Source organism: Amycolatopsis stemonae (genome assembly GCF_054781455.1).
Window position 1 is genome coordinate 147,437 of the sequence record NZ_BAAGUJ010000002.1, and the last position, 18,934, is coordinate 166,370.

An 18,934-nucleotide genomic window follows, 5' to 3' on the forward strand; every position below is an offset into this window, starting at 1 on the left:
TTACTTGCCTCCCTGGACCGCGGACAGCGTCTGCTGCACCGTCGGGGTGACTGTGTCGAGCACCGGCTTCGGGTAGAAGCCGAGAACGATGATCAGCACGACCAGCGGCGCGAGGAGCGCGATCTCCTTGCCGCCCAGGTCGCGAATCGCCTTCTTCGCGCCCAGCTCCGGCGCGATCGCCGTGCCCGGGCCTCCGCCGACACCCACGAGGGCGTCACCGCGGACCGGGCCCTGCATGACGCGCTGGTAGAGCCAGAGCACGTACGCCGCGGCGAGGACCATGCCGACCGTGGCGAGGATCGTGTACACCGGCTGGTCCACATAGGACCCGATGAGCACCAGGAACTCGGAGACGAACGAGTTGGTGCCCGGCAGGGACAAGGTGGACAGACCGGCGAGGAGGAACAGGCCCGCCAGCACCGGGGTCACCTTGGCCATGCCGCCGTAGTCCGAAATGCGGGTCGACCCGCCGCGCGCGACGACCAGGCCGATGACCACGATCAGCATGCCGGTGGCGAGGCTGTGGTTGAGCATGTACGTCGCCGAGCCGACCATCGCCTGCTCGTTGAACGCGAAGATGCCCAGCGAGATGAACCCGAAATGGGCGATCGAGACGTAGGCGATGAACCGCTTCATGTCCCGCTGGCCCGCGGCGAGGATCGAGCCGTAGAGGACGCCGATCACCGAGAGCACCAGCACCAGCGGCGCCAGGGTCTTGCTCGCCTCCGGGAACATCGGCAGGCAGTAGCGCAGGAACCCGAACGTGCCGACCTTGTCCAGCACGCCGACCAGCAGGACGGCGACGCCGATCGGCGCCTCCCCCGCCGCGTCCGGCAGCCAGGTGTGGAACGGCACCAGCGGCGCCTTGATCGCGAAGGCCAGGAAGAACCCGAGGAACAGCCAGACCTGCGTGCCGGTCGGCGCGTCGCGCACCACCGTCACCAGCGTGGCCCAGTCGAACGTGCCCTTGCCGAGCTTGTCCGACGCCAGCGAGTACGCCCCGATCGCCGACGCCAGCATGATCAGGCCGCCGAGGAACGAGTAGAGGAAGAACTTCACCGCCGCGTACTGCCGGTTCGCGCCGCCGTAGCCGCCGATGAGGAAGTACATCGGGATCAGCATGATCTCGAACAGCACGTAGAACAGGAAGACGTCGGTCGCGGCGAAGACGCCGATCGTGAGCGCTTCCTGCAGCAGGATCAGCGACAGGAAGCCGCCCGCGCTGCGGCCCGCCGGCAGCTTGTCCATGGTGCCGAGCCCGCCGACGACGATCGGCACCAGCAGCGCGATCACCGCGATCATGATCAGCGAGATGCCGTCGGTGCCGAACGCGATGTGCACCCCGAAGCTCGGGATCCAGTCGAAGCTCGACGTCATCTGCAGCCGCGCGCCCGAAGGCGAGTAGCTGAGCCAGAACGGGATGATCAGCAGGAACTCGAGGACCGAGAACGCCAGCGCGGCCAGCACCGCGGCACGGTCGTTCCCCTTCAGGAACGCCAGCACCAGGGAGCCGAGCAGCGGCACCAGGATGAGGATCAGCAACCAGGTCATCAGGAGAACCTCACCAGCAGGAGAGCCGCCAGAAGCAGGAACGTGCCGCCCAGCATCGACAGCGCGTAGGACCGGACGAACCCGGTCTGCAGCCGCCTCAGCCGGCCGGAGCCGCCGCCGAGCCCGGCGGCGAGGCCGTTGACCGCGCCGTCGACGCCGCGGTTGTCGACGTACACCAGCGCCCGCGAGAGCCAGGTGCCCGGGCGGGCGACCAGCGTCTCGTTGAGGGCGTTGCCGTAGAGGTCCTTGCGCGCGGCCCGGGTGACGAAGGAGACGCGCTCGGGGCGCTCGACCGGCACGTCACGCCGGAAGATCAGGTACGCGATCAGGACACCCAGCAGGGAGAAGACGATCGCGCCCACCGAGATCACCCCGGCGCTCAGCGGCGAGTTGTGCGCCTCTTCCAGCTCGCCGACCGACGGGGTCAGCCAGTGGGCGAAGCGGTCGCCGAGGGCGAAGAACGCACCGGCCCCGACCGAACCGACCGCCAGCACGGCCATCGGGACCCACATGATCGCCTTGGACTCGTGCGGGTGGAAGTCGTGGCCGTCGGCGCTCTTGAGGTCCTTCCAGCGCTCCTTGCCGAAGAACGTCATCACCATCAGGCGGGTCATGTAGAACGCGGTGAGCCCGGCGCCCAGCAGGGCCGCACCGCCCATCACCCAGCCGCGCCAGCCGCCCTGGCCGAACGCCGCCTCGATGATCGCGTCCTTGGTGAAGAAGCCCGACAGCGGCGGGATGCCGATCAGGGCCAGGTAGCCGAGGCCGAAGGTGATGAAGGTGATCGGCATGTGCTTGCGCAGGCCGCCGAACTTCCGCATGTCGACCTCGTCGTTCATGCCGTGCATGACCGACCCGGCCCCGAGGAAGAGCCCGGCCTTGAAGAAGCCGTGCGCGACCAGGTGCATGATGCCCAGCGCGTACGCGATGGGCCCGAGGCCGACCGCCAGCATCATGTAGCCGATCTGGCTGACCGTCGAGTACGCGAGGACCTTCTTGATGTCGTCGTACGCGCAGCCGATGATGCACCCGAGCAGCAGCGTCACCGTGCCGACCAGCGTGACGATCAGGCGGCCGTCTTCGGTGGCGTTGAAGATGTCCTTCGAGCGGGCGACCAGGTAGACGCCGGCCGTGACCATCGTCGCCGCGTGGATCAGGGCCGACACCGGGGTCGGGCCCTCCATCGCGTCCGGGAGCCAGGCCTGCAGCGGGAACTGACCGGACTTACCGCAGGCACCCAGCAGGAGCAGGATCGCCATCGCGGTGATCGCGCCCGGCGAGAACTTGCCGTCGCCGACCGCCTGGAAGACCTGCGCGTAGCCGGTCGAGCCCGCGTACTTGAACATGATGAAGATCGCCAGCGCGAGCCCGACGTCGCCGACGCGGTTCATCAGGAACGCCTTCTTCGCCGCGGTCGCGGCGGACGGGCGGCCCTGGTACCAGCCGATGAGCAGGTACGAGGCGAGACCCACGCCTTCCCAGCCGAGGTACAGCGTCACGAAGCTGTTGCCCAGCACCAGGATCAGCATCGACGCGACGAAGAGGTTCAGGTACGCGAAGAAGCGGTACCGGCCTTCGTCGTCGGCCATGTAGCCGATCGAGTAGTAGTGGATCAGCATGCCGACGCCGGTGATGAGCAGCACGAACGTCAGCGACAGCGCGTCGATCCGCAGCCCGAAGTCGACCTGCAGCTGGCCGACCGGGATCCACGAGTACACCTTGACGTCGGTCGCCGTGCTCGTGTTCGCGCTGAAGAACAGGATCAGCCCGTAGATGAAAGCCAGGGTGACGGTGGCACAGCCGAGCAGATGCCCCCACGCCTTCGCGCGCTTACCCGCCAAGAGCAGGATCAGGGCACCGAGAGCCGGAAGGGCCACCAGCAGCCACGATGATGCGGTCACTCGGTGTCTCCTAGTACTTCAGCAGGTTGGTGTCGTCGACCGAAGCCGAGCGCCGGGTGCGGAAGATGGCCATGATGATCGCCAGGCCGACCACGACCTCGGCGGCCGCGACGACCATGACGAAGAACGCCATGATCTGGCCGTCGAGCCCGCCGTTGATCCGGGCGAACGTGACCAGCGACAGGTTCACGGCGTTGAGCATCAGCTCGATGCACATGAACACGACGATCGCGTTGCGCCGCACCAGCACGCCGACCGCGCCGAGCGCGAACAGCAGCGCCGAGAGCAGCAGGTAGTACGTCGGGGTCATTCCTTCTCCCCTTCGGGTTCCGAACCGACCAGCGCGTGCGCGTCCGGGTGCTCGACGTCGTCCGAGACGAGCTTGCGTTCCTTGGCCAGCTCGATCGCCGAGGTCGACTCGATGATCGCCGAGAGCGACTCCGGGGCGATCGAGCCGTCCGGCAGCAGCGCCGGCGTGGCGACGGAGTTGGCGGTGGCGAAGACACCCGGGCCGGGCAGCGGAGAGGGCCGGTCGTGCTCGCCGCGGAAGCGGTCGACGACCAGTTCCTTCTGCGTCTTCTTGCCGCCCTTGGCGTGCCGGTCGGTGAAGGCCAGCACCATCGCGCCGATCGCGGCCGTGATGAGCAGCGCCGACGTCAGCTCGAACGGGAACAGGTAGTCGGTGAAGATCAGCTTCCCGAGGCCCTTGGGGCCACCGCCCGCCGACGTCGTCGAGTCGAGCGGCGTCGCCGGGGTGACGTTCTCCATGGCCCGGTAGATGCCCGTGGCCAGCAGCGCGGCGATCCCGATGCCGAGCACCGTCGCGGCCAGCCGCTGTCCGCGCAGGACCTCGACGACCGAGTCGGAGCTCTCCCGGCCGACCAGCATCAGCACGAACAGGAAGAGCATCATGATCGCGCCGGTGTAGACGATGATCTGCGTGAAGCCCAGGAACGGCGCCGACTGGATCATGTACAGCGCGCCCAGGCTCAGCATCGTCAGCACGAGCCACAGCGCCGAGTGCACGGCGTTGCGGGAGAAGATCATGCCGAGCGCGCCGAGCAGCGAAAGCGGCCCGAGGATCCAGAACGCGATGGCCTCACCGGTGGTGACACCGGCCGCCGCGCCGGTCGGGGTCTGGGCCAGAAGGGCGGTGATCACTTCGAGGCCTCCCCGCGCGCCAGCTCGGGGCCGTTCACGTAGTAGTCCTGCTCGTTGTCGCCGAGCCGCATCGGGTGCGGCGGCTGCTCCATGCCGGGCAGCAGCGGGGCGAGCAGGTCTTCCTTCGTGTAGATCAGCCGCTGGCGGTCGTCGTCGGCCAGCTCGTAGAAGTTGATCATCGTCAGCGACCGCGTCGGGCACGCCTCGATGCAGAGGCCGCAGCCGATGCAGCGCAGGTAGTTGATCTGGTAGTCCGCGCCGTACCGCTCGCCCGGCGAGTACCGGGCCTCCTCGGTGTTGTCACCGCCCTCGACGAAGATCGCGTCCGCCGGGCACGCCCACGCGCACAGCTCGCAGCCGACGCACTTCTCGAGGCCGTCCGGGTGGCGGTTCAGCTGGTGCCGGCCGTGGTACCGCGGCGCGGCGGGCGCGCCCGCCTCCGGGTACTCCTCGGTGGCGACCTTCTTGAACATCATCCCGAAGGTGACGCCGAAGCCCTTGACGGGATCAAAGAACCCCATCTTGCGCTCCTTCCTTTGCGGTACCGACGGCCGCCGGCTTGCGGCGGGCCGCCTTCGCCTCGGCCTTGGCCAAAGCCTTCTGACGCGGGGTGGTCTGCGGGACCTTGAGATCGAGCGGCGGGACCGGGAAGCCGCCGCCGGTCACCGGCACGGTCTCGCTCTCCTCTTCACGGCCCGACACGCGGACGTAGAAGAACAGGGCGACGACGATGAAGATCGCGACCGCGGCGACGATGATCGACACGGTGTTCCAGGTGATGACCTTCGCGAAGGTGACCATGACGATCCACACCAGGTTCAGCGGGACCAGGACCTTCCAGCCCAGGCGCATGAACTGGTCGTAGCGCAGGCGGGGCAGCGTGCCGCGCAGCCAGATGAACCCGAACAGCAGGACGAACATCTTCGCGAAGAACCACAGCAGCGGCCACCAGCCGGTGTTGAGGACGTTGTTCCCGATCAGCGACAGCGGCCACGGGGCCATCCAGCCGCCGAGGAACAGCGTGGTCGCGAACGCCGAAACGATCACCATGTTGACGTACTCGGCGAGGAAGAACATCGCGAACTTCATCGAGCTGTACTCGGTGTGGAAGCCGCCGACCAGCTCCGATTCGGCCTCGGGGAGGTCGAACGGGGCGCGGTTGGTCTCGCCGACCATCGAGATCAGGTAGATCACGAAGCTCGGGACCAGGTAGAGGAACCACACCTTGTGCTGCGCGCCGACGATGTCGGCCAGGTTCAGCGACCCGGCCTGCAGGATCACCGCGACGATCGAGAGGCCCATCGCGATCTCGTAGGAGATCACCTGCGCCGCGCTGCGCATGCCGCCGAGCAGCGGGTACGGCGAGCCCGACGACCAGCCGGCGAGCACGATGCCGTAGACGCCGATCGAGGAGCAGGCCAGGATCACCAGCGCGCTGACCGGCAGGTCGAGCAGCTGCAGCACGGTCCGCTCGCCGAAGATCGAGACCACCGGGCCGAACGGGATGGCCGACAGCGCGATCAGCGCGGGCACCACGCACACGACCGGCGCGAGGAAGTACACCTTGCGGTCGGCCGTGTCCGGGATGATCTGTTCCTTGAACGGCAGCTTGATCGCGTCCGCGAGGGACTGCAGGTAGCCGCCGGGGCCGACGCGGTTGGGGCCGGGCCGGTTCTGCATCCGGCCGACGGCCTTGCGCTCCCAGACGATCAGGAAGATCGTGAAGATCGGCCCGATCAGCAGGATGACCACGCACTTGATCAGGATCAGCCACAACGGGTCGTCCGCCAGCAGCGCCGCCCGCGTCGCCGCGTCCGGCACACTGCCCACGGGCACGTCCGTGACCTGTGTCAGCAGCGGGATCATTGCTCACCCCCAGCGAGGTTCACCACGGCGCCATGGCCGGCGCCGAGCGTCTTGAACACGGCGGAGCCGTCGGAGTTGCCCGGCAGCCACACGACGCCGTCGGGCAGGTCCGCGATCTCCACGGGCAGCGTGATCGCGCCGCGCTCGGTGCTCACCTTCACGGTGGTCCCGAGGCCTTCGGCGGTCTTCGCGGACAGCCGCGCGACCGGCGTGCGCTGGGTGCCCTTCAGGTGCGGCTCGCCGTCCTGCAGGGACCCGTTGTCGATCAGCTGGCGCCAGCTCGACAGAACCGCCTGGCCGGCACCCGGGGCCGCAGTGGCGCCCCCGGTCTCCGCCTCGACGTTCCCCCAGCGCAGCGCCGAGGCCGGGCCGAGCTTCTCGAAGTCGCCGCGGGCGGCGGCCGGCGTCTGCGTGAACAGGTCGGCGTCCATCTCGACGGCGAGCGTGTCGAGCACCCGGCAGTCCGGCAGGGCGCCGGTGCCTTCGAGGGTGACGTCGAACGGGCGGGTGCGGCCCTCCCAGTTGAGGTAGCTGCCCGCCTTCTCGTCGGACGCCGCCACCGGGAGCACGACGTCCGCGCGCTCGGTCACCGCGCTGTGGCGGAGTTCGAGGCTGACGACGAACCCGGCGTTGTCCAGCGCGCGCAGCGCGAGGTCCGGGTCCGGCAAGTCGTACGGGTCGACGCCGCCGACGACCAGGCCGCCGAGGTCGCGACCCGAAGCCGCCTGCAGGATGCCGGTCACGTCGCGGCCCGGCGTGGCCGGGATCGGGACGCCCCAGGCGTTTTCGACGGCCACGCGGGCCGAGTCGTCGCCCACCCGGTGCCCGCCCGGCAGCAGCGTCGGCACGCAGCCGGTGGCCAGCGCGCCGCGGTCGCCGGCGCGGCGCGGGATCCACGCGAGCCGGACGCCGGTGCGCTCCACCAAGTCGTGCAGCGCGGAGAACAGGCCGGGTACCTGGGCGGCGCGCTCGCCGACCAGGACGACGGCGTGCTCGCCGCGCAGGGCCTCGTCGAGGTCCGGCGCGTGCTTGGCGATGCCTTCGATCGCGGCGGCCTCGGCGCCCGGGACGCAGGCGAGCAGCTCGCCGAACGTCTTGCGCACCGACGACGTCGTCCACTGTCCCAAGTGGACGACCCGGGTGCGGTTCTTGCGGGCCGCCTTGCGCAGCCGCAGGAACACGATCGGGGCCTCGTCCTCGGGCTCGAAGGCGACGCACAGGACCGTGCGGGCCCGCTCGATCTCGCCGAAGGTGACGCCGGACTCCGGCGTCACGCCCACGACGTGCGAGGTGAGGAACGCGAGCTCCTCGGCCGAGTGGGCGCGGGCCCGGAAGTCGACGTCGTTGGTCTGCAGCGCGACGCGGGCGAACTTCGAGTACGCGTAGGCGTCCTCGACGGTCAGCCGGCCGCCGGGCAGGACGCCGACGCCGCCGTTGGCGCGGGCCTCGGTGAGCCCCGTCGCGGCGGCGCGCAGCGCGTCGGTCCAGGACGCCTCTTCCAGCTCACCGGTCTCGCGGTTGCGGACCAGCGGACGCCGGATGCGGTCCTCGGCCGTCGTGTAGCGGAAGGCGAAGCGGCCCTTGTCGCAGATCCACTCCTCGTTGACTTCCGGGTCGTCGCCGGCCAGCTTGCGCTGGACCTTGCCGCGGCGGAAGTCCGTGCGCTCGGCGCAGCCGGACGAGCAGTGCTCGCAGACGCTCGGCGAGGACACCAGGTCGAACGGGCGGGAGCGGAACCGGTAGGCGGCGCTCGTCAGGGCACCGACCGGGCAGATCTGGATGACGTTGCCGGAGAAGTAGGACTGGAACGGCTGGCCGGACGTCGTCCGCGACGCCATGTCGAGCACGTCCGCCGTCTCCGCGGTGCCGATCTGCTGGTGGGCGCCGCGCTCGAGGAGCTCGATGAACGGGTCGCCGGCGATCTCGCGGGAGAACCGGGTGCAGCGCTGGCAGAGCACGCAGCGTTCGCGGTCGAGCAGCACCTGCGTCGAGATCGGCAGCGGCTTCGGGAACGTCCGCTTCGTGTCCACGAATCGAGATTCAGTCCGGCCGTGGGCCAAGGCCTGATTCTGTAGCGGACACTCACCGCCCTTGTCGCAGATCGGGCAGTCCAGGGGGTGGTTGATGAGCAGGAGCTCCATCACGCCCTGCTGGGCTTTGTCCGCGACCGGCGACGTCAGCTGGGTCTTGACGACCATGCCGTCGGCGACGGTCATCGTGCAGGACGCCTGCGGCTTCGGCATCGGCCGGCCGCCCATCTCGACCTCGACGAGGCACTGGCGGCAGGCGCCGGCCGGGTCGAGGAGCGGGTGGTCGCAGAACCGCGGGATGACCGTGCCGAGGCGTTCGGCCGTGCGGATCAGCAGTTCGCCCTTGGGGGCGATGACCTCTTCGCCGTCGATGACCAGCTTCACGTGGCCTTCGGGGACCGGCGTCTCGGTCGTCTCGGGCTTGTCGGGGGCGATCGTCATGCCTCTGCTCCCACCAGCTCACGCTTGTTCGACTCACACAGAGCCAGGAATTCGTCGCGGAAGTACTTGATGCCGCTCTGGATCGGCGACACCGCGCCGTCGCCGAGGGCGCAGAACGACCGGCCGAGGATGTTGTCGCAGACGTCGAGGAGGGTGTCGATGTCCTCTTCGGTGCCGTGGCCCTCGACCATGCGCTCGAGGATCTGGGCCAGCCAGTACGTGCCTTCGCGGCACGGCGTGCACTTGCCGCAGGACTCGTGCTCGTAGAACTGCGTCCACTTCATCACGGCCCACGGCACCGACACGGTCTCGTTGAAGACCTGGACGGCCGTGGTGCCGAGCATCGACCCGGCTTCCGCCGCGCCTTCGAAGTCCAGCGGGACGTCGAGGTGCTCGGCGGTGAACATCGGGGTCGACGAGCCGCCCGGGGTCCAGAACTTGAGCGGGATCCCGTCCTTCATGCCGCCCGCCATGTCCAGGAGCTCGCGCAGCGTGGTGCCGAGCGGGCACTCGTACTGGCCGGGCTTCTCGACGTGGCCGGAGATCGAGTAGATCTTCGGGCCGGGCGACTTCTCGCGGCCCATCTCGCGGAACCAGCTGGAGCCGCCGTTGACGATGAACGGCGCGGACGCGATGGTCTCGACGTTGTTGACCGTGGTCGGCGCCGCGTACAGGCCCGCGGCCGCGGGGAACGGCGGCTTGAGCCGCGGCTGGCCGCGACGGCCCTCCAGCGAGTCGAGCAGCGCCGTCTCCTCACCGCAGATGTACGCGCCCGCTCCCGCGTGGACGGTGATCTTGAGGTCGAAGCCCGAGCCGAGGATGTTCTCGCCCAGGTAACCGGCCGCTTCGGCCTCGCGGACCGCCGCGTTGAGGCGGCGGATGCAGTGCAGCGCCTCGCCGCGGACGTAGATGAAGCAGTGGTTGGAGCGCATCGCGTACGAGGCGATGATGCAGCCTTCGATGAGCGAGTGCGGGTCCGCCATCATCAGCGGGATGTCCTTGCAGGTACCGGGTTCGCCCTCGTCGGCGTTGATGACCAGGTAGTGCGGCTTGTCGAAGTTCGGCGGCATGAAGGACCACTTGACGCCGGCCGGGAACCCCGCGCCGCCGCGGCCGCGCAGACCGGAGTCCTTGACCAGCTGGACGAGCTGCTCGGGCGTCCCGGCCAGTGCCTTGCGGACGGCGGTGTAGCCCTCGAGTGCTTCGTACGTCCCGATCTGCCAGGAGTTCGGCGACAGCCAGCGCTTCGTGAGGACCGGAGTGATGGGATCAGCCATTACTTCTTCTCCACTTCCGGGAGAGGGACATCGGAAGCCACCGGGGCGACCCAGCCGCGGTCCTGCGCGAGCTTCGCGCCCCGCAGCGTCTCGACGGCCTGCGAGGGGCCGTCGACGTCCCGGCGGAAGGCCGTCTCGTTCTCCGGGAAGAACCCCGCGAGCTGCAGCTCGGCGTTCTTGAAGCTCGACAGCGGCGCGCCGCGCGTCGGGGCCGGCTTCTTGCCCGCCCGCAGCGCGTCGACCAGGGCGACGGCCTTTTCCTCGGTCTGGTTGTCGAAGTACTCGTAGTCGACCTGGATGACCGGGGCGAGGTCGCAGGCCGCGAGGCACTCGGCGTGCTCGAGGGTGAGCGAGCCCGGCTCGTTCGGCGTGCCCGCGGTCTCGTTGTGCCCCAGCGGGTTCTCCTCGGAACCGAGGTGCGTCTGGAGCTTCTTGTAGATCGCGTCGCCACCCATGGCCGCGCAGAGCGTGTTGGTGCAGACGCTCACGAGGTGCTCGCCGCACGGCTTGCGCTTGTACATCGTGTAGAACGTCGCGACCGCGCTGACCTCGGCGTCGGACAGGTCGAGCTGCTTCGCGCAGAACGCGATGCCCTCCTGGCTGACGTAGCCCTGCACGGACTGCACGAGGTGCAGCATCGGCAGCAGCGCCGAGCGGGACTGCGGGTAGCGCGCGATCAGCTCCTGCGCCTTCGCGTGGATGTCGGCGTCGAAGATGTCCTCGAGGGGCGTCTCGGTGATGATCCCGGCGGCGACATCGGGGTCCGGCGCGATGGCGACGACGTCGGTGTCGGGCCCGGCCGCGGCGTGCGTGGTGTCCGCGTAGTTCGGCCCGGGCTCGGGAACTGCTGTGCTCATCGGTCCACTCCCCCCATGACGGGGTCGATCGAGGCGATCGCGGCGATCACGTCCGCGACCAGGCCGCCTTCGGCCATTGCGGGCATCGACTGCAGGTTCACGAAGCTCGGTTCGCGCACGTGGACCCGCAGCGGCCGGGTGCCGCCGTCGGACACCAGGTGCGCGCTCAGCTCGCCGCGCGGCGACTCGACCGACGTGTAGACCTGCCCGGCCGGCACCTTGAAGCCCTCGGTGACCAGCTTGAAGTGGTGGATCAGGGACTCCATCGACTGGCCCATGATCTTCTTGACGTGCTCGAGCGAGTTGCCCATGCCGTCGCTGCCGATGGACAGCTGCGCCGGCCACGCGATCTTCTTGTCCTCGACCATGACCGGGCCCGGCTCGAGCTTCTCGAGGCACTGCTCGATGATCTTGAGGCTCTCGTGCATCTCGTGGACGCGGATCAGGTAGCGCGACCAGCAGTCGGCGCCGTTGTCGACCGGGACGTCGAACTCGAACTCGTCGTAGCAGGAGTACGGCTCGGTCTTGCGCAGGTCCCACGGCAGGCCGGCGCTGCGCAGCACCGGGCCCGTGACGCCGAGCGCGAGGCACGCGTCGACCGGCAGGTAGCCCACGCCCTTGAGCCTGTTCCGCCAGATGGGCTGCCCGGTGAACAGCTTGTCGTACAGCGGAAGGCGCTTCTTCATCGTCTTGATGAATTCGCTGACCTTCTCGTGGTAGTCCTCGGGCATGTCCTGCGCGAGACCGCCGGGGCGGATGAACGCGTGGTTCATGCGCAGGCCGGTCAGGTGCTCCAGCAGGTGCAGCACCTCTTCGCGCTCGCGGAAGCCGAGCGTCATCGCGGTGGTGGCGCCGAGCTCCATGCCGCCGGTGGCGATGTAGACGAGGTGCGAGCCGATGCGGTTGATCTCCAGCAGCATCACGCGCAGCAGCTGCGCGCGGCGCGGGGCCTCGATCTGCAGCAGCTTCTCGACGCCGAGGCAGTACGCCATCTCCGTCGAAAGCGGGGCCAGGTAGTCCATGCGCGTCACGAAGGTGACGCCCTGGGTCCAGGTCCGGTACTCGCAGTTCTTCTCGATGCCGGTGTGGAGGTAGCCGATGACCGACCGCAGCTGCGTGACGGTCTCGCCCTCCATCTCCAGCACGAGCCGGAGCACGCCGTGCGTCGACGGGTGCTGCGGGCCCATGTTGATGACCATGCGCTCGTCGTGCTGGGCGTCGGCGACGACGTCGTCCCAGTCGCCGCCGGAGACCGAGTAGACGCGGCCTTCGGTGGTGTCGCGGGAATCCGCTTCGGGGACTTCGGTGGTTTCGTCGTTGACAGTCACGAGTACGACCTCCGCTGGTCCGGCGGCGGGATTTCCGCGCCCTTGTATTCGACCGGGATCCCGCCGAGCGGGTAGTCCTTGCGCTGGGGGTGGCCGTCCCAGTCGTCCGGCATGAGGATCCGGGTGAGCGCCGGGTGGCCGTCGTAGACGATGCCGAACATGTCCCAGGTCTCCCGCTCCTGCCAGTCGGCCGTCGGGTAGATCCCGACCAGCGACGGCACGTGCGGGTCCTCGACGTCGAGGGTGACCTCGAGCCGGATCCGGCGGCGGTAGGTCAGCGACGTGAAGTGGTACACCGAGTGCAGCCGCTGCGGGACGTCGACGCCGTAGTCCACACCGGACACCGAGGACAGCAGCTCGAAGCGCAGCCCGCCGTCGTCGCGCAGCACCTTCGCGATCGCGACCAGGTGCTCGCGGGCGACGTAGAAGGTGATCTCGCCGCGGTCGACCGTCGTCTGCAGGATGGCGTCGGCCGGGATCTTGTTGTCCGACAGGGCCGCGTAGAACTCGTCGGCGAACTGGTCGAACCAGCCGCCGTACGGGCGCTCGGCCGGCGCGGGGCTGTAGGCCGGGAGCCGGACGCCGCCGTAGCCGGAGGTGTCGCCGGTGCCGTGGACGCCGAACATGCCCTGGCGTTCGCGGCCGGTGACGACCGGTTCGGCGGGACGGACGCCCTGCGGCTCGAGGCCGCCTTCGGGACGGTCGGCGCTGGACTGCTCGCCGCCGGTCTCAGGAGTTTCAGTCATCGCTTACTTCTTCGCGTACTTGATCGACGACGGGACGAGCTCGGTGCGGGCCCCGCTGGCGGCGCGGATGGCGGCGCGGCGGGCGTTGATCGGCTCGTCCTGGATCTTGGCGTGCAGCTTGAGGATCGCGTCCAGCAGCATCTCCGGCCGCGGCGGGCAGCCGGGCAGGTACATGTCGACCGGTACGACGTGGTCGACCCCCTGGACGACCGCGTAGTTGTTGAACATGCCGCCCGAGGAGGCGCAGACGCCCATCGCGAGCACCCACTTGGGCTCGGCCATCTGGTCGTAGATCTGGCGCAGGACCGGCGCCATCTTCTGCGTGACCCGGCCGGCGACGATCATCAGGTCGGCCTGCCGCGGCGTCGCGCTGAAGCGCTCCATGCCGAAGCGGGCGATGTCGTAGCGCGAACCGCCGACGGTCATCATCTCGATCGCGCAGCAAGCGAGCCCGAAGGTGGCCGGCCACATCGAGTTCTTCCGCGACCAGTTGACGAGACTTTCGAGGCTGGCCAGCAGGATGCCGTTGGGGAGTTTCTCTTCGAGGCCCATGGGTCTAGTTCCAATCCAGGCCGCCGCGCCGCCACACGTAGGCGTACGCGAAGCCGACCGTCGCGATGAACAGCAGGATCTCCACCAGGCCGAACGTGCCCAGCGCGTTCGCCTGCACGGCGAACGGGTAGAGGAAGACCATCTCGATGTCGAACAGGATGAACAGCATCGCGGTGATGTAGTAGGCCACCGGCATCCGCCCGGCGCCGACGAGCGGCTGCGGGGACGGTTCGATGCCGCACTCGTACGCCTCGAGCTTCGCCTTGTTGTACCGGCTGGGTCCGACGAGCGGGCCCAGCAGGACCGACAGCACGGCGAAACCGAGCGCCAGGACGAACAGGATCACGATGGGCAAGTAGGGCTTCAGGCTCGGGGCCTCTTGCGCCAGCTGCACCGTGTCGGTTCGGGTCAGCAACGTCAGCACGGGGTCTTCGCCATCCTTTCCGCGCCGATGCGGTTGTGCTTGTGGTGGGGAACCGCTTGGCCTCGTCGGCACCCTAAGGGACCTGGGTCACACCGCCGAGGGTCAGGGTCTCCTTACGGCCCGTGGCTGCGCCGGGGCCCGCTTGTGAAATAGTTCACAAGCCACTCGTCGTGGATGTGAAGCGATTCACAAAGCATGGGGGGAGTCTAGGACGCGACTCACACTCTTGTCCCTAGGGCCCCGTGTTATAAGGGCACCCTAAGTTCGAGCGCCAACGTTGTCACGGCTCGATGACGGCGCGCGTGCGACCTGCGCGAAGTCTCCGCAAGATCACTTCTTGACCGGACAATCCGGACATCACGGTGTGAGCTATCCCACTGGCCGCACGGCCAACTTGCTAGGCCACTCGTGTGTCCGCGCGTACGGAAAGACTGTGCCCGCAGGGGCATCACGCGTGTCTGGAGAGGCATCACGCGTGATTGGAGAGGCATCACGCGTGATTGGGCGGGCATCACGCTGATGCCCCTCTGATCACGCGTGATGCCTTGCTGATCACGCGTGATGCCCCGGGGCGCACGGGCGTGAAGTCAGCGCGGGGTGGGGGTGGCGCGGGCGAGGGCGGCGATGAGGCGGTCGACGCCGTCGCCGCCCTTCGCGTCGTAGCAGCCCGACAGGCCCTTGTAGACCAGCGGCAGCAGCTTGTTGATGCGCAGGCCGTACTTGGTGCAGGCGTGCATGATCTTCGGCTTGCCGATGATCTTCGCGAAGACGTTGCCGAGGCGGTAGTAGCCGCCCATCAGCTCGCCGACGGCCCGCGGGTACGCCTCCAAAGCCCGCTCGCGCGACGGGCCTTCACGACGCGCCAGCGCCTGGACGACGACCTCCGCCGCGACCTGCGCGGACTCCATCGCCGCCGAGATGCCCTCGCCGTTGAACGGGCTGACCATGCCGCCGGCGTCGCCGAGCAGCAGGAGGCCGTCGCGGTAGTGGGGGGTGCGGTTGAAGCCCATCGGCAACCCGGCGCCGCCGACCTTGCCGATCGCGTTCTCCTCGCGGTAGCCCCACTCCTCCGGTGTCCCGTCGAGCCACTGGCGCAGCAGCGCGCGGTAGTCCGTGTTCCGGAACGACGCCGACGTCGACAGCATGCCGAGGCCGACGTTCACCGTGCCGTCGCCGAGCGGGAACGCCCAGCCGTAGCCGGGCAGCAGCTTCGGGTCGCGCGGGTCGGAGCGGTCCCACAGCTCGAGGTGGCCCTCGATGAACGGGTCGTCGTGGCGCGGGCTCTTGTAGTACTGGCGCACCGCGACGCCCATCGGGCGCTTCTCGTTCTTCTGGATGCCGACGCTCAGCGCGAGCCGCGCGGACACGCCGTCGCAGGCCAGGACCAGCGGCGCGCGGTAGTGCACCGGCGTCCGCTCCGGGCCGACCTTCGCCTCGACGCCGACCACGCGCCCGGCGGGGCTGGTGATCGCGCCGGTGACCGTGGTGCGCTCGTACAGCCGCGCGCCCGCCTTGACCGCGAGCTTCGCGAGCAGGTCGTCGAAGTCGTGACGGGTCCGCGAAACGCCGTACGGCGGGTAGCTCGTCAGGTCGGGCCAGTCGAGTTCGAGCGTGAGGTCGCCGGTGAGGATCCGCAGGCCGCGGCTGTGCACCCAGCCGGCGTCCTCGCTGGTGTCGATGCCCAGGTCGATGAGCTGCTTGACGCCGCGCGGGGTCAGGCCGTCGCCGCAGACCTTCTCGCGCGGGAACTCGGTCTTCTCCAGCAGCAGGACGTCGACGCCCGCTCGTGCCAGGTAGGTGGCCACGGTGGACCCAGCGGGCCCGGCGCCGACGACGATGACTTCGGCGTCCTGGTCTGCGGTGCGTCGCGTCATACTCGCGAGTCTAGGCAGGCTTGCGCGCCCGGTGGATGGCCACGACACCGAATGTGAGGTTCAACCACTCGACGTCGGTCCAGCCCGCGCTCGCGATGATTTCGCCGAGGGTCCGCTGGTCGGGCCAGGTGAGCATCGATTCGGCCAGGTAGGAGTAGGCCTCGGGGTTCGACGACGTCCGCTTGCCGACCCAGGTCAGCAGCCGCAGCATGAACCGCCGGTGGACGAACCGGATCGGCGCGAACGGCGGCGTCGAGACCTCACAGATCACCAGGCGGCCGCCCGGTTTCACCACGCGGGCGATCTCCGTCAGCGCCGCCTTCGGGTCGACGAAGTTGCGCAGCGCGAGGGAGATCGTCACGGCGTCGAAGCTCTCGTCGGCGAACGGCAGGTTGAGCGCGTCAGCCGCCACCATCGGCACGTTGCGGTGCTTGCCCGCGCGGAGCATGCCGAACGAGAAGTCCGCGGCCAGGCACCAGGCGCCGCCGCGGGCGTACTCGACCGTGGACACCCCGGTGCCGGCGGCCAGGTCCAGGACCTTCTCGCCGCGGCGGGCGTCGAGCACGCGGGCGGTGGTGGTGCGCCAGCGGCGGTCGAAGCCGAAGGTCATGAACGAGTTCGCCCGGTCGTACCCGGACGCGACGCCGTCGAACATCGCGGCGACTTCGTGCGGGTCCTTGTCCAGGCTTGCGCGTGACATGACACGAATCTAGACCGGTGCGCCGGGACGTTCAGCGGAAGGTGGCCAGCATCCCGGCCACGGCGGCGGGCCAGGTGAACTCCTCCGCGCGGGCCCGGGCGGCCGCGCGGCGCAGGTCTTCGGGGCTGTCGAGGAGGTCGGTGACCGCCGAGGCGAACGCGGGCGCGTGGTCGTCCACCGCCGCGCCGCAGCCCGGCCGCACGATCTCCCGCAGCGCCGACGACGCCGACACCACCACCGGCGTCCCCGAGGCCAGGGCTTCGAGGGCGGCGAGCCCGAACGTCTCGTGCGGGCCCGGCGCCAGCGAGACGTCCGCGCTGGCCAGCAGCCGGGCGACGTCGCCGCGGCCGGACAGGAACCCCAGGAACGTCACCGGCAGGCCCCGCGCCCGGCGCTCCAGCGCGCGCCGTCGCGGGCCGTCCCCGGCCACCACCAGCCGGACCTTCACACCGGCTTCGGTCAGCGAAGCGACGGTGTCCACGCTGCGCTCCACGTGCTTCTCCGGCGACAGACGTCCACAGTGGACGATCAGGGCGTCCGCTCCCCCGGCGAGGTCGGTGCGCCAGCCGTCGTCGCGCATCGCGGGGCGGAACGTCGCCAGGTCGACGCCGAGCGGCACCCGGTGGACGTTCGGCGCGGCGATCCGGTCGAACTCCGCCCGCGCGAACGCCGTCGTGCAGACGACCGTGTCGTAGCTCGCCGCCATCCGCCGGTTCGCGACGTCCGCGACGCGGCGCGCCACCGGCTCGGGCAGCAGGAACTGCTCCAGGAGCCGGTCGAGGCGCTCGTGGGAGATCACCGTGCTCGGGACGCCGTGCCGCCGCGCCCAGCCACCCATCCCCCGCAGCGTCAACCGGTCCGACACCTCCAGCCGGTCCGGCTCGAGTCTTCGCAGGACCGCGCGGACGCGGTGCGGGTCGACGGCCCGGTAGCCGCCGGTGCCGGGGATCTTCGGCGCCGGGAGCGAGAACCGGCGCACGCCGGTCGGCAGGACTTCGTCGGCGTAGCGCGTGCCGGGCACCACGAGCGTGACGCTGTGGCCGCTCGCGACGTACCCCGCGCCGAGGTGGTGCAGCGCCGTGCGCAGCCCGCCCGAGCGCGGCCCGTAGAAGTTGGCGAGCTGGACGATGTGCATCGTCAGGCCGCGCGGGCGGCCCGGCCCTGCACGGCTTCGTAGTGCCCCATCAGCTCGCGGCAGACGGCCGGCCAGGTGCGGCCCAGCACGACCTTGCGCGCCTTCTCGCCGAGCCTCGCCCGCAGGGCCGGGTCCCGCAGCGCGCCGACCTTCTCGACGAGCGCGGGGCCGAACCGCTCGCGGTCGGCGGGCAGCAGGTAGCCGGTGCGGCCGGGCAGGACGAGGTCCTTCGGGCCGCCCGCGTCCGGCGCGAGGACCGGCAGGCCCGACGCCATCGCCTCCTGCACCGCCTGGCAGAACGTCTCGTGCGGGCCTGTGTGCACGAAGACGTCGAAGCTCGCGTACGCCGCGGAGAGGTCTTCGCCGTACTTCGCGCCAAGGAAGGCCGCGTCGGGCAGCTGCTCCCGCAGGTTTTCGAGCTCGGGCCCGTCGCCGACGACGACCACGCGGATCCCGGGCATCCCGGCGAGCGCGGCCAGCCGGTCGACCTCCTTCTCGGGCGCCAGCCGTCCGACGAACCCGACGAGCAGCTCGCCGTCCGGCGCCAGCTCGGCCCGCAGGTCCGGGTCGGCGTGCGCCGGGGAGAACCGCTCGATGTCGACGCCGCGGGCCCAGCGGTGCACGCGCGGGACGCCGTGCAGCTCCAGCTGCTCGACCGAGTCGCTGGACGGGGCGAGGGTCCGGTCGGCGCGCGAGTGCAGCCGCCGCACCCAGCGCCACGCGGCGCGCGCGGCGATGCCGAAGCCGTACGCGGCGGCGAAGCCGGCGATGTCGGTCTGGTAGACCGCGATCGACGGCACCCGCAGCCGGCGCGCCGCGGCCAGGCCCCGCGCGCCGACGACGAACGGCGACGCGAGGTGCACGACGTCCGGGCCGAACGCGGTGAGCGCGTTCAGCACCGTGCGCGTCGGCAGGCCGATCGGCAGGGAGTTGACCCCGGGGAAGTCGAGGGCCGGGATCCGGATCACCGGGGCGCCGCGGTAGGAGTCCGGGCCGGGGCCGGGCGCGATGATCAGCACGTCGTGCCGGCGCTCGCGCAGGTGCTCGACGACCCGCAGGACGGAGTTGGTCACGCCGTTCACCTGGGGCAG

Annotated in this window: 17 protein-coding genes; all 17 read right to left on the reverse strand. The window is 69.8% G+C overall.

What is annotated here, in order from left to right; genetic code table 11:
- Window positions 1–1,551 carry an NADH-quinone oxidoreductase subunit M gene (locus ACYVLJ_RS06705; RefSeq protein ID WP_451982618.1) on the reverse strand — a complete coding sequence of 517 codons (1,551 nt, stop codon included), beginning with the start codon at window positions 1,549–1,551 and terminating at the stop codon, window positions 1–3.
- Window positions 1,551–3,452, reverse strand: a complete 1,902-nt coding sequence (gene nuoL, locus ACYVLJ_RS06710; RefSeq protein ID WP_460438077.1) for an NADH-quinone oxidoreductase subunit L — start codon at window positions 3,450–3,452, stop codon at window positions 1,551–1,553. Before nuoL ends, ACYVLJ_RS06705 begins: the two co-directional genes overlap by 1 nt.
- 10 nt (window positions 3,453–3,462) lie before the next feature.
- A complete protein-coding gene (nuoK, locus tag ACYVLJ_RS06715; protein ID WP_003081840.1) occupies window positions 3,463–3,762 on the reverse strand; it encodes an NADH-quinone oxidoreductase subunit NuoK in 300 nt (99 codons plus the stop codon).
- Window positions 3,759–4,613 carry an NADH-quinone oxidoreductase subunit J gene (locus ACYVLJ_RS06720; RefSeq protein WP_451982624.1) on the reverse strand — a complete coding sequence of 285 codons (855 nt, stop codon included), beginning with the start codon at window positions 4,611–4,613 and terminating at the stop codon, window positions 3,759–3,761. The genes nuoK and ACYVLJ_RS06720 overlap by 4 nt, the downstream gene beginning before the upstream one ends.
- Entirely contained in the window at window positions 4,610–5,134 is a 525-nt protein-coding gene (gene nuoI, locus ACYVLJ_RS06725) for an NADH-quinone oxidoreductase subunit NuoI (protein ID WP_451982627.1), read from the reverse strand. The genes ACYVLJ_RS06720 and nuoI overlap by 4 nt, the downstream gene beginning before the upstream one ends.
- Window positions 5,121–6,479 carry an NADH-quinone oxidoreductase subunit NuoH gene (gene nuoH / locus ACYVLJ_RS06730; RefSeq protein ID WP_451982630.1) on the reverse strand — a complete coding sequence of 453 codons (1,359 nt, stop codon included), beginning with the start codon at window positions 6,477–6,479 and terminating at the stop codon, window positions 5,121–5,123. The genes nuoI and nuoH overlap by 14 nt, the downstream gene beginning before the upstream one ends.
- Window positions 6,476–8,950: an NADH-quinone oxidoreductase subunit G gene (locus tag ACYVLJ_RS06735; RefSeq protein WP_460438078.1), complete on the reverse strand. Its 2,475-nt coding sequence runs from the start codon at window positions 8,948–8,950 to the stop codon at window positions 6,476–6,478. Before ACYVLJ_RS06735 ends, nuoH begins: the two co-directional genes overlap by 4 nt.
- Window positions 8,947–10,227 (reverse strand): complex I 51 kDa subunit family protein, encoded by a 1,281-nt coding sequence (gene nuoF / locus ACYVLJ_RS06740; RefSeq protein ID WP_460438079.1) that lies wholly within the window; start codon window positions 10,225–10,227, stop codon window positions 8,947–8,949. The genes ACYVLJ_RS06735 and nuoF overlap by 4 nt, the downstream gene beginning before the upstream one ends.
- A complete protein-coding gene (nuoE, locus tag ACYVLJ_RS06745) occupies window positions 10,227–11,084 on the reverse strand; it encodes an NADH-quinone oxidoreductase subunit NuoE (RefSeq protein WP_451982639.1) in 858 nt (285 codons plus the stop codon). The genes nuoF and nuoE overlap by 1 nt, the downstream gene beginning before the upstream one ends.
- Entirely contained in the window at window positions 11,081–12,412 is a 1,332-nt protein-coding gene (locus tag ACYVLJ_RS06750) for an NADH-quinone oxidoreductase subunit D (RefSeq protein WP_451982642.1), read from the reverse strand. Before ACYVLJ_RS06750 ends, nuoE begins: the two co-directional genes overlap by 4 nt.
- Window positions 12,409–13,158 (reverse strand): NADH-quinone oxidoreductase subunit C, encoded by a 750-nt coding sequence (locus tag ACYVLJ_RS06755; RefSeq protein ID WP_451982645.1) that lies wholly within the window; start codon window positions 13,156–13,158, stop codon window positions 12,409–12,411. The genes ACYVLJ_RS06750 and ACYVLJ_RS06755 overlap by 4 nt, the downstream gene beginning before the upstream one ends.
- Before the next feature lie 3 nt (window positions 13,159–13,161).
- Window positions 13,162–13,710, reverse strand: a complete 549-nt coding sequence (locus tag ACYVLJ_RS06760) for a NuoB/complex I 20 kDa subunit family protein (RefSeq protein WP_460438080.1) — start codon at window positions 13,708–13,710, stop codon at window positions 13,162–13,164.
- A gap of 4 nt (window positions 13,711–13,714) precedes the next feature.
- Window positions 13,715–14,134, reverse strand: coding sequence for an NADH-quinone oxidoreductase subunit A (locus ACYVLJ_RS06765; protein ID WP_284750520.1), 420 nt, complete (start codon window positions 14,132–14,134; stop codon window positions 13,715–13,717).
- 587 nt (window positions 14,135–14,721) lie between these two features.
- The gene (locus tag ACYVLJ_RS06770; protein WP_451982651.1) at window positions 14,722–16,008 is read right to left on the reverse strand and encodes a geranylgeranyl reductase family protein; all 1,287 of its coding nucleotides are present in this window, start codon (window positions 16,006–16,008) and stop codon (window positions 14,722–14,724) included.
- 10 nt (window positions 16,009–16,018) lie between these two features.
- Window positions 16,019–16,708, reverse strand: coding sequence for a demethylmenaquinone methyltransferase (locus ACYVLJ_RS06775; protein ID WP_451982654.1), 690 nt, complete (start codon window positions 16,706–16,708; stop codon window positions 16,019–16,021).
- Between the two features lie 31 nt (window positions 16,709–16,739).
- Complete coding sequence (locus tag ACYVLJ_RS06780; protein ID WP_451982657.1) at window positions 16,740–17,843, reverse strand: glycosyltransferase family 4 protein; 1,104 nt, start codon at window positions 17,841–17,843, stop codon at window positions 16,740–16,742.
- A 2-nt stretch (window positions 17,844–17,845) separates the two neighbouring features.
- Window positions 17,846–18,916, reverse strand: coding sequence for a glycosyltransferase family 4 protein (locus tag ACYVLJ_RS06785; protein WP_460438081.1), 1,071 nt, complete (start codon window positions 18,914–18,916; stop codon window positions 17,846–17,848).
- Window positions 18,917–18,934 lie beyond the last annotated feature (18 nt).